Genomic DNA, 13598 nt, shown 5'->3' with positions numbered 1-13598 from the left:
CACTCACCGCATGGCGCGATTTTGGTTGTTCCGGGCCGGTCCTGACGGCACAACGGAAACATGAACCGCACGGTGGAACTGCCCCTCTGGGCCCTGATCCTCATTCTCGCCTTCGCGGCCGTGACGTTTGCGTCCCATTTCCTGTTTCCGTCGGTGCGCTGGTTCTTTCGTCGCCGGATGGAACGCGCGGTCGCACGGCTGAACCAGCGGCTCACGCGGCCCATCGAACCGTTCAAGATCGCGCGACGCTACGACATGATCCAGCGGCTGATCTACGACCCCGAAGTGTCCAAGGCGATCCAGCAGCACGCCCGCGACGAAGGCGTGCCGGAGCAGGTCGGTTTCGAACTCGCCCGCCGTTATGCGCGCGAGATCGTGCCGCGGTTCTCGGCTTTCCTGTATTTCGGCTTCGCGATCCGCCTGTCTCGGTTCATTTCGCGCGCTTTCTACCGGGTGCGGATCGACCAGCTGGACGCCGAGGTGATCGAAAGCATCCCGCAGGATGCCACGGCGGTCTTCGTGATGAACCATCGCTCGAACATGGATTACGTGCTCGTCACGTGGCTGGCCGGCAAACGCAGTCACCTGTCCTATGCCGTCGGGGAATGGGCGCGGGTCTGGCCGCTGGGGCCGCTGATCCGGGCGATGGGGGCGTATTTCATCCGGCGCAAAAGCCGCAACGCGCTGTATCGCAAGGTGCTCGCCCAATATATCCGCATGTCGACGGAAAGCGGCACGACGCAGGGCATGTTTCCCGAGGGCGGCCTGAGCCTGACCGGCGCCGTGGGGGAGCCGAAGCTTGGCTTGATCTCCTACATCCTCGAAGGGTTCGAGCCGGGGCAAAGCCGGGATGTCGTCTTCGTCCCCGTTGCGATCAACTATGACCGGGTGATGGAGGATCGGGTGCTGCTCGCCGCCGGGCAGACCGGGGTGCGCAAGTTCCGTCTGCGCGCCTTCGACGTTGTCCGCCACGTGGTCGCCCACCTGTTCCTGCGCTTCACAGGCCGGTTCCGCCGGTTCGGTTACGCAAGCGTCAGTGTGGGCGAGCCGCTGTCGCTGTCGGAATTCCTGCACGACCACCCGATGCTGGGCGAGCGCACGACGATGCAGCTTGCGCGGCGGATCATGGCGCGCATCCGTGCAGTGGTGCCGGTGCTGCCGGTCCCGGTCGTTGCGGCGGTCTTTACGCAGGAAGATGGGCTGACCCGCGCCGAGGTGGCGGAACGGTTCAACCGCATGGTGCGCGACATGCGGGAACGCGGGGCGCAGATCCACATGCCCCGCGCGCTCGACATCGACCCGGTGGAGCAGGGGGTCGAATTGCTGCTGGTCCGCCGGGTGCTGGTCGAAGAGGGCGGAAGGCTGACGGTCAACCCGGACGAGCGGGCCGTCGTCGAATACTACGCGCATTCCATCGCGCATCTCAGCCCCGGCCTTGCGCAGACGGACGAATTCGACGCGACATAAAATTACAAAATGTGCTTAAGTAGGGTTGCATTGTTACCTATCCGCCCGTAATGCTGCATCAGCAACCGCGATTCTGCGTCGCGGCAATCTGTTGTTTGAGCAAGGAGGCCCCCATGGCACTCGACGACGCCCCGGCCATCGCCGCTTATGAAGCGCCGGAAAAAGACCTCTACGAAATCGGGGAAATCCCGCCGATGGGCTACGTGCCCAAGAAAATGTACGCTTGGGCGATCCGTCGCGAGCGTCACGGCGAGCCCGACAAGTCGTTTCAGGTCGAAGTGGTGGATACCCCGGTTCTGGACAGTCACGAGGTTCTCGTCCTCGTCATGGCCGCAGGCGTGAACTACAACGGCGTCTGGGCCGGTCTCGGCGTGCCGATCTCGCCCTTCGATGTGCATGGCGCGGACTTCCACATCGCGGGCTCCGACGCCTCCGGGATCGTCTGGGCGGTGGGCGACAAGGTCACGCGCTGGAAGGTGGGCGACGAGGTCGTGATCCACTGCAACCAGGACGACGGCGACGACGAGGAATGCAACGGCGGCGACCCGATGTTCTCGGACAGCCAGCGGATCTGGGGCTATGAGACCCCGGACGGCTCCTTCGCGCAGTTCACCAACGTGCAGGCCCAGCAGCTCATGCCGCGCCCCAAGCACCTGACGTGGGAGGAAAGCGCCTGCTACACGCTGACGCTCGCCACCGCCTACCGGATGCTCTTCGGCCACCACCCGCATGAACTGAAGCCAGGCCAGAACGTGCTGGTCTGGGGCGCCTCGGGCGGTCTGGGGTCGTTCGCGATCCAGCTTATCAACACCGCGGGCGCCAATGCGATCGGCGTCATCTCGGAAGAGGACAAGCGCGACTTCGTCATGGGTCTGGGCGCCAAGGGCGTCATCAACCGCAAGGACTTCAACTGCTGGGGCCAGCTTCCCACGGTGAACACGCCGGAATACAAGGAATGGTTCGGTGAGGTGCGTAAGTTCGGCAAGGCGATCTGGGACATCACTGGCAAGGGTGTGAACGTCGACATGGTGTTCGAACACCCCGGCGAAGCCACGTTCCCGGTCTCGACCTTCGTCGTGAAGAAGGGCGGCATGGTCGTGATCTGCGCCGGCACCACCGGCTACAACCTGACCATGGACGCGCGCTATGTCTGGATGCATCAGAAGCGCATCCAGGGCTCGCACTTCGCCCACCTCAAACAGGCGGCCGCGGCCAACGCGCTCATGGTCGAGCGTCGGATCGACCCCTGCATGTCCGAGGTCTTTCCGTGGGACGAGATCCCGGCGGCCCACATGAAGATGCGCCGCAACGAGCACAAGCCGGGCAACATGGCGGTTCTGGTGCAGTCGCCCAAGACCGGCCTGCGCACGCTCGAAGACGTGCTCGACGCGAAATAATCCCTGCCCAATGGCAAACTCCGCGCGCGGCCCCCGGGTCGCGCGCTTTTTCATGCGCCGTGGCGCGAAACGGCGGTCCGACGGCCTGCCGGACCCCGGCTGCCGGACAATGGGCGGAACGCCCCGACCTGCCGAATCAGTCACCCAAAGATATATCAACGACCCATTTTCAATGACTTACTTGGCCGTCCCTCGCCGGAAATGGGGAGGGTAAAGACGCGAATTTCAATGGAATGTTCATCATTTTAAGGTTGAATGGCACTCAACTCAAACGGGAGCCTTTACATGCAACACGAATGGCTCATTGATGTATTGGCGGACCTGAAAGCGTTCGCCGATGCAAAGGGGATGGGTGCCTCGGCCGAGGCGCTGGACGATGCGAGCCTGATCGTATTGGCCGAACTGAACTCCCTCGCGCGGGCCGATGCAGCAGCGGCTGTGGGGGAGCATGAAGGCCAGACTGGAAGCGTTACTTTCCTTTTTGAAGGACGCCGACTCGCTTGAGGCGTTCCAAGCCGCGACCGAACAGGTCTGCGACATCTACGGCGTTCTTCACTGCGTCTATCACTGGGTGAACTCGGACGGCGAACGGTTCGGGGCCGGGACGTATTCGTCGGTCTGGGTCGATCGCTATCTCGAGATGGACTATCTGCGCATGGACCCGGTGATCTTCGGATGTTTCCAGCGGTTCACCCCGGCCAACTGGAAAGACCTCGACTGGACGACCAAGGCCGCGCGCGCGATGCTGGATGATGCGCTGAAACACGGGCTTGGCAATCAGGGCTATTCCATTCCGCTTCACGGCCCGCAGGGGCAGTTCGCGCTGTTCACGCTCAACCATCAGGCCGAGGATGACGACTGGGCCGCGTTCATCGACATCAACGGGCGCGACCTGATCGTGCTGGCGCATGAGTTCAACCGGCGCGCGCTGGAATTCGAAGGCGCGGAAGGGATCGCCTCGCCCAGTCTCAGCCCCCGCGAACTGGCCGCGATCCGCTGTCTGGCGCGCGGATTGTCCCGGGCGCAGGCCGCGGCGGAACTGGGCATTTCTGAGCACACGCTCCGGGTCTACATCGAAAGCGCACGCCACAAACTCGGCGCGCTCAACACGACCCACGCGGTCGCACGCGCTTTGTCGACCGGCATCATCATCGTCTGAGTTCGCACATTGTGCGGGCTGGTGCCCGCGCAGCGTTTGCGCCGCCCCGGCTGACGCCAGGACGTCGCGGTGGTGACGCGCCGGTGGCGCGTCCGGAGGGCCAGCCCTCCGGACCTCCCGAAGTATTTCCGAAACAGAGAAGAGGTCAGGACTTGGCGGCGGTGAGCCCGGCGGCTTCGATGCCTGCGATGGCGGCGGCGTTGTCCTTGTCGCCCGTGTCGCCCGAAATGCCGACCGCGCCGACGACCCTGTCGCCCTGGACGATGAGCGCCCCGCCGGGTTGTGCGGCGAAATCACCCTTGGCGGCGACCGAGATCGCGGCGGCGAAGCCCGGATTGTCCTTGAACATCGCGAAGAGGTCGGCGGAAGGCACGCCCATCCCCGCTGCGCCCGCGCCCTTGGCGTGCGCCACGGCGAGGCGCGTGCCACCAGCCCCGTCCTGCCGTTTGGACAGCACGACGTTTCCGCCGGCATCGAAGACGACGAGCGCCAGAGGGGCCAGCGCGTTTTGCGCGGCATAGGCGAAGGCGCCGTCCGCGATGGCATCGGCCTGCGCGAGGGTGAGCGACGAGGGGACGTGATAGGGCATGACGGTTCCTTTCCTGAGCTGGGCGCAGAGTGAGGCAACGACGCCCGAAAGGGAAGCGGCGCGCGCTGGGGTAACGGATCGGCAACCACCGGCGCACGCTTGGGTGAGAGGTCGTTTACCGAACTTGACCAGATTGGACCGCAGCAGAGACGGACATTCGGGAGATTTCAGATGCTGCGCTACCTTTACGCCGCCGACCTTCATCGCTTTCCGCGCCTCGCGCAGTCGATGTTCACCGACCGCGCCGAACAATTCGCGCGACGCCTCGGGTGGGAGGTCGCGGTCGATGCGGCGGGCGAGGAGCGGGATCAATACGACGCACTGAACCCGCTATATGTGATCTGGGAACGGCCGGACGGGTTGCACGGCGGGTCGATGCGCTTCCTGCCCACCACGGGGCGGACGATGGTGAACGAGCATTTCTCGCATCTGAACGATGGTCACCCGATCACCTCGCCTTTCATCTGGGAGTGCACGCGGTTCTGCCTGTCGCCCGATGCCGACAGGCGTGCCGCGCCCGCTTTGGCATTGGGCGCGGGTGAGCTGATGTCGCATCTGAACCTTCAGCATTACGTAGGTGTCTTCGACACCCGGATGGAACGGATTTACCGCCTGATGGGTCTCGTGCCCGAGGTTCTGGGACGCTCCGGCGAAGGGCGCGACGCCATCGGTGTGGGGCTTTGGTCGATGGACGAAACCGCATTCGCACCGACCCTCGCCCGGGTCGGGGTGGACCGCGCCACTTCGGTCGGCTGGTTGCGCTATGCCCTGTCGCTCGGCGGCACGACACCCGCGCTCGCGCAGGCGGTCTGAACCGGCTGGCGCCGGGGGGACACGCGGGATAGGGTCGGCGCATGGCTCTTCCCGCGCTCCAACTGTCCGACGATCAGGCCGAAGCTCACGACCGTGTCGCAGAGCTTCTGCGGTCTGCGGGCGTCGATATCGATGAGGGGCACCTGACGCCGCTGTCCGAGGGGAAATCCCGCGTCATGGCGGTGATCGGCAAGGCGGGATCGGGCAAGACGCTGTTGCTCGCCCAGCTTTACGAGGCACTGGAGGAGGCCGGGGTCGAGGTCGTTTCGGGCGACTGGGAAGGGCGCAAGCGTAAGGACAAGCGGACGCTCGCGATCCTCGCGCCCACCAACAAGGCGGCGAGCGTTTTGCGCCGCCGGGGCGTGCCCGCGACGACGATTCACCGCATCCTCTACACCCCGGTTTACGATCCCGAATACGAACGCATCGCGGAGTGGCTGGCGGGGCAGGCCGAGCGGCCCGAGATCGAGGGGCTGACGGATGCCGCACTCGACCGGGCGTTTGCGTTCTACCAGACCCAGAAATCCATCCCCGGCGCGCTGGCGGCGGCGGGGCTGCGCGGGTCGGATTTCATCACCGGGTGGAAACGGCGCGAAGACCCGCTGGACATCGGGTTCATCGACGAATCCTCGATGCTGGACGAAAAGCAGTTCGAGGATCTGAAAGAGATTTTCCCGACGCTGGTTCTGTTCGGTGATCCCGCACAGTTGGCCCCCGTCGGTCAGTCGGGCGAGATGGTGTTCGACCGGATGCCCAAGCCCGCCGTCATGGCGCTTAGCCGTGTGCACCGGCAGGACGGGGACAACCCGATCCTCGATCTGGCCCATGCGCTGGGCGATCCGGAGGTCGATTTCAACCAGTTCGAGCGGTTGGTGCAGGACGCGGCCCAAAGGGACGAGCGCGTCATCATTGCGCCGCGCGTGGACGCCGACATGATGGCGCGTTCGCCGGTGCTGGTGTGGCGCAACAAGACGCGCATCCGGCTGATCCATGCCTTCCGCGCCGCCCACGGTGCGCCGGGGGATCGGCTGATGCCCGGCGAGCCGCTGATCTGCGATGGGATCGAACTGCCGCTGAAGCACCGCAAGAAACGCATCGACCTCGAAGCACGCGGGCTTATCAAAGGCGCTCAGGTGGTATTCCGGGGCGAGGGAAAGAAACCGGGGTTCAGCCGCGTGCATGTGGTGGGGGCGGAAGACCCGAATATCTCGGTCGCCTCCATCGTGAAAATCGAGCAGCTCGAAGAAGAGGAACCGTTCATACCCTACGCGGCCAGCATGGGGGCGGCGTTCCTGCACGGGGCGGCGGTGACGATCCACAAGGCGCAAGGCTCGCAATGGCGCGACGTGCAGGTGTTCGGGCCGGACCTGTCGGCGGCGGCCTATATGGGGCGGACCGAAGCGGGGATTCCGTTGTGGAAACGCCTTGCCTATGTGGCGATCACGCGGGCGGAGGAGCGGCTCTTTTGGTGCAACCGCTATGCGCTGGCGCGTCCGGTCGAGGCGCTGGGCATCGCGGACCTGCCGGAGCCCGTGGCGCGGCTGACATTGGAGGCTGAGAGCGATGGGTAGCATTCTGATTACGGGCGCCTCGGGCGGCATCGGGCGCGCCTGTGCCGAGCGGTTTCTGGGCGCGGGCTGGACCGTCGGGCTGATGGCGCGGCGGGCCGACAAGCTCGAAGAGATCGCGGCGGGGCATGAGAATGCCGTGGTCCTCCCCGGTGACGTGGGCGACGCGGCGGCGGTCGTAACGGCGTTCGCGCAATTCGCCGACAAAGCGGGGCGTCTCGACGTGCTGTTCAACAACGCGGGCATCTTCACGCCTGCCGCCCCCATCGACGAAATCTCGCTCGACGATTGGCATCGGGCGCGGTCTGTGAACCTCGACGGGATGTTCTATTGCGCGCGCGCGGCGTTCGGGCAGATGCGCCGCCAGTCGCCGCAAGGCGGGCGGATCATCAACAACGGGTCGATCTCGGCCCACAGCCCGCGCGAAGGCTCTGCCACCTACACGACGACCAAGCACGCGATCACGGGGCTGACCAAGACCATCAGCCTCGACGGGCGGGCTTTCGATATCGCCTGCGGGCAGATCGACATCGGGAACGCCCGGACCGAGTTGCTCGATGGGATCATCGAAAAGGCGAAAGCGGCAGACGAAGCGCCGCCGCCGTCGATGGACGTGGGTCTTGTCGCGGATGCCGTGATGAACATGGCTACGCTTCCGGGTGAGGCGAACGTGCAATTCATGACCATCATGGCGACCAAGATGCCCTATATCGGGCGCGGTTGAGGTTGATTTTCCGCCGCCGTTGCAGCAATCACGGCGGGACGGAAAAAGGGACCGACCATGACTCGCATCGACGACAAATTCGCCGCACTTCGCGCCGAGGGCAAGAAAGCCTTCGTCGCCTACCTCATGGCGGGCGACCCGGACGCGGCGACGTCGATGGAGGTGATGAAGGGCTTGCCGGACGCGGGCGTTGACATCATCGAGCTGGGCGTGCCGTTCACCGACCCGATGGCCGATGGTCCGACGATCCAGCTTGCCGGTCAGCGCGCGCTCGAAGGCGGGATGACGCTGCAAAAGACGCTCGACATGGCCGCCGAGTTCCGCAAGGGAGACGACACCACGCCCATCGTGCTGATGGGGTATTACAACCCGATCTACAATCGCGGCGTCGCACGGTTTCTGGACGACGCCAAGGCCGCCGGGGTCGACGGGCTGATCGTCGTGGACCTGCCGCCGGAAGAGGATGACGAGCTTTGCATTCCGGCGCAGAAGGCCGGGCTGAACTTCATCCGCCTCGCCACGCCTACGACCGACGACAAGCGCCTGCCCAAGGTGCTGACCAACACCTCGGGTTTCGTCTACTACGTGTCGATCACCGGGATCACCGGGTCGGCCGAAGCCGAGGCGGCGGACGTCGGGCCAGAGGTCGCGCGCATCAAGGCGCAGACCGATCTGCCGATCATCGTGGGCTTCGGGATCAAGACGCCGGAACGCTCGGAAGCCATCGCCAAGGTGGCGGATGGCTCGGTCGTCGGCTCGGCGATCGTGGACCTGATCGGGAAGGGCAAGCCCGTGGCCGAAGTGCTCGACTTCGTCAAAGGTCTGGCCGACGGCGCCCACCGCGCCTGACCGTCACCCGAGAAGCTGATAGCTTTCGGGAACGTAGTGGAAGCGGCCGTCCTTGAGGCGGTCGACATAGCCGACCGAAGGCCAGGGCATGTGATACCCGATGAACGGTATCTTGTCCGATGCCAACATTTCCAGCACCGCCTTGCGGGTCTTGGCCGCCTGTTCCTTGTCCTCGTCCAACCTCATCTCCCAGTCCGGGTAGGCCAGCGACCAGACATGGTGGCACGCGAAGTCGGCGGCGAGCAAAAGGTGCTCGCCCGTGCTCTCGACCATGAACATCATGTGGCCGAGGGTGTGTCCGAATGCTTCGATCGCGGTGATGCCGGGCACGACCGTATCGCCCTCGGCGACGAATTCGATCTCGGGCTTCAGGGGCAGGATCGTGCGGTCGAACACGTCGGACCCGGTATCGTCCCAGGCATCGAACTCCATGCTCCCGCAGACATAGCGCGCGTTCGGGAAGGTCACCGAATTCGGGCCATGCAACCCGCCGATATGGTCGATATGCATGTGGGTCAGAACGACGACGTCGATATCCTCGACGAAATATCCCGCCGTCTCCAATGCGCGGACGGTGCCCGCAGGTTTCGGCCCCGTGTCGAACAGCACCAGCGCCTCGCCCGTGTTCACCAGCGTCGGGGTAAAGAACGTCTGCGCCCAGTGTGCCGGAATCCGCGCGGCATCCGAGGCGGCGGCGAAGGCCTCGTCCGAGATATTGCGCCCGAAGGTGTCGTGCGGTGCATCGTTCTTTTCGTGCCCGGCCATCAGGGTCACGACATCGAAATTGCCGATCTTGAACCGCTTGAAGCCGGTCATGCCCGGCATCATCAGATCGGCCTTCGCCAGTGCCGTTCCGGAAGCGAGCGACAGGCCCGCCGCGCCCAGCAGCATCCCGCGCCGTGTCAGCGCGGGGGTTGATTTTCGTAGCATAGTCGTCTCCCGTCAGACGAGGGTCGGGTGACCCATGGGAGGATAACGCGCGATCCGCGGGCGTTCACGGCAAAGTGAGGGGACGATGACCGAGAACAAGACGAAGCCGACGTCCGAAGCGGTGATGGATTTCCTCTATCAAGCCGAACCGCAGCGCAGGCGCGAAGACGCCTTGGTCCTCGACACCATCTTCCGCGACGTGACGGGGTGGGAGCCCCGGATGTGGGGGCCATCCATCGTCGGTTACGGATCGTATCACTACAAATACGACAGCGGGCGCGAAGGCGATATGTGCGCCACCGGCTTCAGCCCGCGCAAGGCGAACCTCGTCCTCTACATCATGCCGGGGTATCAGGATTACGGCGCTCTGCTCGACCGTCTCGGCAAGCACAAGCTGGGCAAATCCTGCCTATACCTGAACAAACTGGCCGATGTGGACGAAGGTGTGCTGCGTGAGATCATCCGAACCGGGTTGGACGATCTGGCGAAGAAATACCCGGTCGAGCCGAGCTGATCATTCCCACCAGCGGTCGATTGAGGCGATGTCGTCGTCCGACCATCCGAAATGATGCGCCAGCTCATGCACCATGACATGCGCCACCAGCGCCCCGATCTCCACATCGCCCCGGTCCGCCCATTCATCCAGAATGGGGCGGCGGAACAACCAGATCACATCCGGCCCGCCGGGCTGATCGAAGACCGATTTCTCGGTCAGCGGAATGCCTTCGTAAAGCCCGGTCAACTCGAACGGGCTGTCGATGTCGAGCGAGGCGAGCATGTCGTCCGAAGGAAAATCCTCGACCCGGATCGCAACGGTGCGCGCAGGGCCGCGAAACGCTTCCGGCAACGCCTCGACCGTGTCGTGGGCGATGGTTTCGATCTCTTCCAGCGTGGGGGGCAATCCGTCCGTCATGGCACCTACATGGGGCAGGGCGCCGCCCGCGTCCAGCGCGAGTGCATGGACAAACCCCGCCGCTTGTGAAAAAGGGCAGGGCCAAGGAGACACCCATGACCACGACCCGTTTCGCGCCCTCTCCCACGGGCTATATCCACGTTGGAAACCTTCGCACCGCGCTGTTCAACTACCTGATCGCGCGCAAGGCCGGCGGCACGTTCATCCTGCGGCTCGACGACACCGACCCTGAGCGGTCCAAGCAGGAATACGCGGATGCGATCATGGAGGATCTGGAATGGCTGGGTCTGACATGGGACCGGGTGGAGCGTCAGTCGGACCGCCTCGACCGCTACAATTCCGCCGCTGACGAGTTGCGCGAAAAGGGCCGCTTCTACGAGGCGTTCGAGACGCCGACGGAACTGGACCTCAAGCGCAAGAAACAGCTGAACATGGGCAAGCCCCCGGTCTACGACCGTTCCGCGCTGGCGCTGTCGGACGACGAGAAAGCCGCCCTGCGAGCCGAGCGTGGCGATGGCGTGTGGCGCTTCAAGCTGGATCACGAGCGGATCGAATGGACCGACGGGATCCTTGGCGACATCTCGATCGACGCGGCGTCGGTGTCCGACCCGGTGCTGATCCGGGCGGACGGTCAGTTTCTTTACACGATGGCAAGCGTCTGCGACGACATCGACTTCGGCATCACCCATGTCGTGCGCGGTTCGGACCACGTGACCAACACCGCGACGCAGATCCAGATCATTCAGGCGCTGGGCGGTAACGTCCCTTCCTTCGCCCACCATTCGCTCCTGACCGGCCCGCAGGGCGAGGCGCTGTCGAAACGCTTGGGGACCCTGTCCCTGCGCGATCTGCGCGCCGCCGGGGTCGAGCCGATGGCGCTGATCTCGCTCATGGCGCGTCTCGGCTCGTCGCAGCCCGTCGAATTGCGGTCGAGCATCGACGAGGTGGTCGAGGGCTTCGACCTGTCGAGCTTCGGCGCGGCGCCCACCAAGTTCGACGAGCGTGACCTGATGCCGCTCACCGCGCATATCAACGCCGCCAAACCGTTCGATGTGGTGGCGGAAGACATCCGCGCCCTCGGCGTGCCCGACGACCTCGCCCCCCGGTTCTGGGAGGTGGCGCGTGAGAACATCACGACGCTGAAAGATCTCGAAGGTTGGTGGACCCTCTGCCGCGACGGGGCCGAGCCGCTGATCGACGACGAGGACCGTGAGATGATCGCGACCGCCATGCCGCTCCTCCCCGCGCCGCCCTACGACGATACGACGTGGAAGACGTGGACCGACGCGGTGAAAGAGGCGACCGGGCGCAAAGGCAAGGGCCTGTTCATGCCGCTGCGCAAGGCGGTCACCGGCATGACCCACGGCCCCGATATGTCGAACCTCATGCCGCTGCTGCAAAACGTGCGCGCCAAGGGCTGAGGCCCGGTCGGAACCTTCCAGCGCTGGAAGGACGTTGAACCCCTGAAACGGCCCCGGTGACGCGGGCTGTCGGAAAGGGGGTAAACCAATGTCATACTGGCGATTTTTCGCGATGATCGCGACATCGACGGTGGTGATGTTCGGGTTGATGTACCTGAACACCTACCTGATCGGCCACGTTTTCTTCTCGGAAACCCGCACCTACATGGCGGTGCTGATGGGGGCCACGATGGCCATCGTCATGCTCGCGTTCATGTTGGGCATGTACCCAAGCAAGGTCGCGAACGCCGCGATTTTCGCGGGGTCCGTGGTGGTCTTCGCGCTCATGCTGTTTCTCGTGCGCAGTCAGGTCACCGTGGGCGATCTATCCTACATGCGCGCCATGATCCCGCACCATTCCATCGCGATCATGACCTCGAACCGCGCGAATTTCTCGGACCCACGAGTGCAGTCGCTGGCGGATGACATCTCCTACGCCCAGAACAAGGAGATTGCCGAGATGCGCTATCTGATCGACGATATTTCGGCCAATGGTGACACGACCGGCGCGGAAAGCGCGCCCGAAGCCGACGTCGTATCGCTGTCCGACGCGCTCGCCTCGCCGATGATCCGCACGCTGGACGCGCAGCCGCTGACCGAAGCCGACCTTGCGGCGGGCCTGCCCGGTGGCGCCGATTGTTCCTTCGCGTTCACCACCGACAGTGCGCCCGCGCTCGCCCTGGGCCAAGGCGAAGACGGGCGCGTGGCTCTCATGAAGATCAGCGACGACCTCGTCGTTCTGCGCGAAGACGGCGATGGCAGGTTCACGACCGAAGGCGCGACCGTCGCGCTTACCGCGCCGGGCGGCGACACCCCGGCACGCGCGGACGAGGATCTGACCGAAGCCACGGTGAAACTGACACTCGACGCAGGGCTGAACGCCGGCTACCGCGGCTGGTTCGCCTGCGCCGGGTAAGCCGGAAAGGAGGGCGCGATGCCCAAAGACACCAAGACCAGAACCGCCACGCTCTATCGCATGGTCATGCCGGAGCATACCTGCCCCTTCGGCCTGAAATCTAAGGACCTGCTGGAGCGCGAAGGCTACGAGGTCGAAGACCACTATCTTGAAACCCGCGAAGAAACCGACGCTTTCATGGAGAAGCACGGTGTCGAAACCACGCCGCAGACCTGGATCGGGGGCGAGCGGATCGGCGGCTACGACGAGCTTCGCGAGTATTTCGACAAACCCGTGAAGGACGAGGACGAGACCAGCTATCAGCCCGTGATCGCGATTTTCTCGGTCGCCGCGCTCATGGCGCTGGGCCTGAGCTGGTTCACGTTCGAGACGATCCTCACCCTGCGCGCCTTCGAATGGTTCATCGCGATTTCGATGTGCTTCCTCGCCGTGCAGAAATTGCAGGACGTGGAAAGCTTCTCGACCATGTTCCTGAACTACGACCTGCTCGCCAAACGCTGGGTGCGCTACGGCTATCTCTACCCGTTCGGCGAGGCGCTGGCGGGCATCCTGATGGTCGCGGGCGCGCTTACATTCATCTCCGCCCCCGTCGCCATCTTCATCGGTGCCATCGGCGCGGTCTCGGTCATCAAGGCGGTCTATGTCGAGAAACGCGAACTCAAATGCGCGTGCGTGGGCGGGTCGTCCAACGTGCCGCTGGGCTTCGTCTCGCTCACCGAGAACGTGATGATGCTGGGCATGGGCCTTTGGATGGGCGCGAAAGCCCTTTGGGGTCTCTGACCCGCGCGCCTCTTCTTCGTTTCAAAAAACCTC

15 protein-coding genes are annotated in these 13598 nt (G+C 64.4%); 12 read left to right on the top strand and 3 right to left on the bottom strand.

Annotated elements, in window-relative coordinates; genetic code table 11:
• Window positions 1-60 precede the first annotated feature (60 nt).
• From RB2654_RS09195 to RB2654_RS09180, 4 genes are all read left to right on the top strand, one after another.
• Window positions 61-1467: a 1-acyl-sn-glycerol-3-phosphate acyltransferase gene (locus tag RB2654_RS09195; protein ID WP_008330713.1), complete on the top strand. Its 1407-nt coding sequence runs from the start codon at window positions 61-63 to the stop codon at window positions 1465-1467.
• 113 nt (window positions 1468-1580) lie between these two features.
• On the top strand, window positions 1581-2864 hold the full coding sequence (ccrA, locus tag RB2654_RS09190) for a crotonyl-CoA carboxylase/reductase (RefSeq protein ID WP_008330711.1): 1284 nt from the start codon (window positions 1581-1583) through the stop codon (window positions 2862-2864).
• Between the two features lie 285 nt (window positions 2865-3149).
• Window positions 3150-3368: a hypothetical protein gene (locus RB2654_RS23370; protein ID WP_148912466.1), complete on the top strand. Its 219-nt coding sequence runs from the start codon at window positions 3150-3152 to the stop codon at window positions 3366-3368.
• Window positions 3313-4023 (top strand): helix-turn-helix transcriptional regulator, encoded by a 711-nt coding sequence (locus tag RB2654_RS09180; protein ID WP_040884642.1) that lies wholly within the window; start codon window positions 3313-3315, stop codon window positions 4021-4023. Before RB2654_RS23370 ends, RB2654_RS09180 begins: the two co-directional genes overlap by 56 nt.
• 145 nt (window positions 4024-4168) lie before the next feature.
• On the opposite strand, the gene RB2654_RS09175 is transcribed toward RB2654_RS09180, so the two are convergent.
• Window positions 4169-4612, bottom strand: a complete 444-nt coding sequence (locus RB2654_RS09175) for a GlcG/HbpS family heme-binding protein (RefSeq protein ID WP_008330705.1) — start codon at window positions 4610-4612, stop codon at window positions 4169-4171.
• A 171-nt stretch (window positions 4613-4783) separates the two neighbouring features.
• Between RB2654_RS09175 and RB2654_RS09170 the strand changes: the two genes are divergently transcribed.
• Genes RB2654_RS09170 through trpA form a run of 4 tightly spaced genes read left to right on the top strand, consistent with a single transcriptional unit; the run spans window position 4784 to window position 8566 of the window.
• Window positions 4784-5425: an acyl-homoserine-lactone synthase gene (locus RB2654_RS09170; RefSeq protein WP_008330702.1), complete on the top strand. Its 642-nt coding sequence runs from the start codon at window positions 4784-4786 to the stop codon at window positions 5423-5425.
• Window positions 5426-5466: 41 nt separating this feature from the next.
• Complete coding sequence (locus RB2654_RS09165) at window positions 5467-6996, top strand: ATP-dependent DNA helicase (RefSeq protein WP_008330700.1); 1530 nt, start codon at window positions 5467-5469, stop codon at window positions 6994-6996.
• Window positions 6989-7717, top strand: a complete 729-nt coding sequence (locus RB2654_RS09160) for an SDR family oxidoreductase (protein ID WP_008330698.1) — start codon at window positions 6989-6991, stop codon at window positions 7715-7717. Before RB2654_RS09165 ends, RB2654_RS09160 begins: the two co-directional genes overlap by 8 nt.
• A 57-nt stretch (window positions 7718-7774) precedes the next feature.
• On the top strand, window positions 7775-8566 hold the full coding sequence (trpA, locus tag RB2654_RS09155) for a tryptophan synthase subunit alpha (RefSeq protein WP_008330697.1): 792 nt from the start codon (window positions 7775-7777) through the stop codon (window positions 8564-8566).
• Window positions 8567-8569: 3 nt separating this feature from the next.
• On the opposite strand, the gene RB2654_RS09150 is transcribed toward trpA, so the two are convergent.
• The gene (locus RB2654_RS09150) at window positions 8570-9496 is read right to left on the bottom strand and encodes an MBL fold metallo-hydrolase (protein WP_040884639.1); all 927 of its coding nucleotides are present in this window, start codon (window positions 9494-9496) and stop codon (window positions 8570-8572) included.
• Between the two features lie 85 nt (window positions 9497-9581).
• Here RB2654_RS09150 and RB2654_RS09145 point away from each other — a divergent pair, with 85 nt between their 5' ends.
• Window positions 9582-10010 carry a DUF1801 domain-containing protein gene (locus tag RB2654_RS09145; protein ID WP_008330694.1) on the top strand — a complete coding sequence of 143 codons (429 nt, stop codon included), beginning with the start codon at window positions 9582-9584 and terminating at the stop codon, window positions 10008-10010.
• Here the strand turns inward: RB2654_RS09145 and RB2654_RS09140 are convergent, their stop codons facing one another.
• Window positions 10011-10409 (bottom strand): metallopeptidase family protein, encoded by a 399-nt coding sequence (locus RB2654_RS09140; RefSeq protein WP_008330693.1) that lies wholly within the window; start codon window positions 10407-10409, stop codon window positions 10011-10013. It abuts the gene before it with no gap.
• A 95-nt stretch (window positions 10410-10504) separates the two neighbouring features.
• Between RB2654_RS09140 and gltX the strand changes: the two genes are divergently transcribed.
• From gltX to RB2654_RS09125, 3 genes are all read left to right on the top strand, one after another.
• On the top strand, window positions 10505-11830 hold the full coding sequence (gene gltX / locus RB2654_RS09135) for a glutamate--tRNA ligase (RefSeq protein ID WP_008330692.1): 1326 nt from the start codon (window positions 10505-10507) through the stop codon (window positions 11828-11830).
• A gap of 88 nt (window positions 11831-11918) precedes the next feature.
• Window positions 11919-12785, top strand: a complete 867-nt coding sequence (locus tag RB2654_RS09130; protein WP_050771946.1) for a DUF305 domain-containing protein — start codon at window positions 11919-11921, stop codon at window positions 12783-12785.
• 18 nt (window positions 12786-12803) lie between these two features.
• A complete protein-coding gene (locus tag RB2654_RS09125; RefSeq protein WP_008330690.1) occupies window positions 12804-13565 on the top strand; it encodes a glutaredoxin family protein in 762 nt (253 codons plus the stop codon).
• Window positions 13566-13598 lie beyond the last annotated feature (33 nt).

The organism is Maritimibacter alkaliphilus HTCC2654 (assembly GCF_000152805.1).
Lineage (GTDB): Bacteria > Pseudomonadota > Alphaproteobacteria > Rhodobacterales > Rhodobacteraceae > Maritimibacter > Maritimibacter alkaliphilus.
This window is presented reverse-complemented; position numbering and strand designations above follow the sequence as displayed.

Excerpts from the sequence above, each read along its gene's own strand:
- RB2654_RS09150 (WP_040884639.1), bottom strand. The coding sequence starts at position 9,496 with ATGCTACGAAAATCAACCCCCGCGCTGACACGGCGCGGGATGCTGCTG.
- RB2654_RS09180 (WP_040884642.1), top strand. The coding sequence starts at position 3,313 with ATGAAGGCCAGACTGGAAGCGTTACTTTCCTTTTTGAAGGACGCCGAC.
- RB2654_RS09175 (WP_008330705.1), bottom strand. The coding sequence starts at position 4,612 with ATGCCCTATCACGTCCCCTCGTCGCTCACCCTCGCGCAGGCCGATGCC.
- RB2654_RS09130 (WP_050771946.1), top strand. The coding sequence starts at position 11,919 with ATGTCATACTGGCGATTTTTCGCGATGATCGCGACATCGACGGTGGTG.
- RB2654_RS09145 (WP_008330694.1), top strand. The coding sequence starts at position 9,582 with ATGACCGAGAACAAGACGAAGCCGACGTCCGAAGCGGTGATGGATTTC.
- gltX (WP_008330692.1), top strand. The coding sequence starts at position 10,505 with ATGACCACGACCCGTTTCGCGCCCTCTCCCACGGGCTATATCCACGTT.
- RB2654_RS09140 (WP_008330693.1), bottom strand. The coding sequence starts at position 10,409 with ATGACGGACGGATTGCCCCCCACGCTGGAAGAGATCGAAACCATCGCC.
- RB2654_RS09125 (WP_008330690.1), top strand. The coding sequence starts at position 12,804 with ATGCCCAAAGACACCAAGACCAGAACCGCCACGCTCTATCGCATGGTC.
- trpA (WP_008330697.1), top strand. The coding sequence starts at position 7,775 with ATGACTCGCATCGACGACAAATTCGCCGCACTTCGCGCCGAGGGCAAG.
- RB2654_RS09195 (WP_008330713.1), top strand. The coding sequence starts at position 61 with ATGAACCGCACGGTGGAACTGCCCCTCTGGGCCCTGATCCTCATTCTC.
- RB2654_RS09165 (WP_008330700.1), top strand. The coding sequence starts at position 5,467 with ATGGCTCTTCCCGCGCTCCAACTGTCCGACGATCAGGCCGAAGCTCAC.
- ccrA (WP_008330711.1), top strand. The coding sequence starts at position 1,581 with ATGGCACTCGACGACGCCCCGGCCATCGCCGCTTATGAAGCGCCGGAA.
- RB2654_RS23370 (WP_148912466.1), top strand. The coding sequence starts at position 3,150 with ATGCAACACGAATGGCTCATTGATGTATTGGCGGACCTGAAAGCGTTC.
- RB2654_RS09170 (WP_008330702.1), top strand. The coding sequence starts at position 4,784 with ATGCTGCGCTACCTTTACGCCGCCGACCTTCATCGCTTTCCGCGCCTC.
- RB2654_RS09160 (WP_008330698.1), top strand. The coding sequence starts at position 6,989 with ATGGGTAGCATTCTGATTACGGGCGCCTCGGGCGGCATCGGGCGCGCC.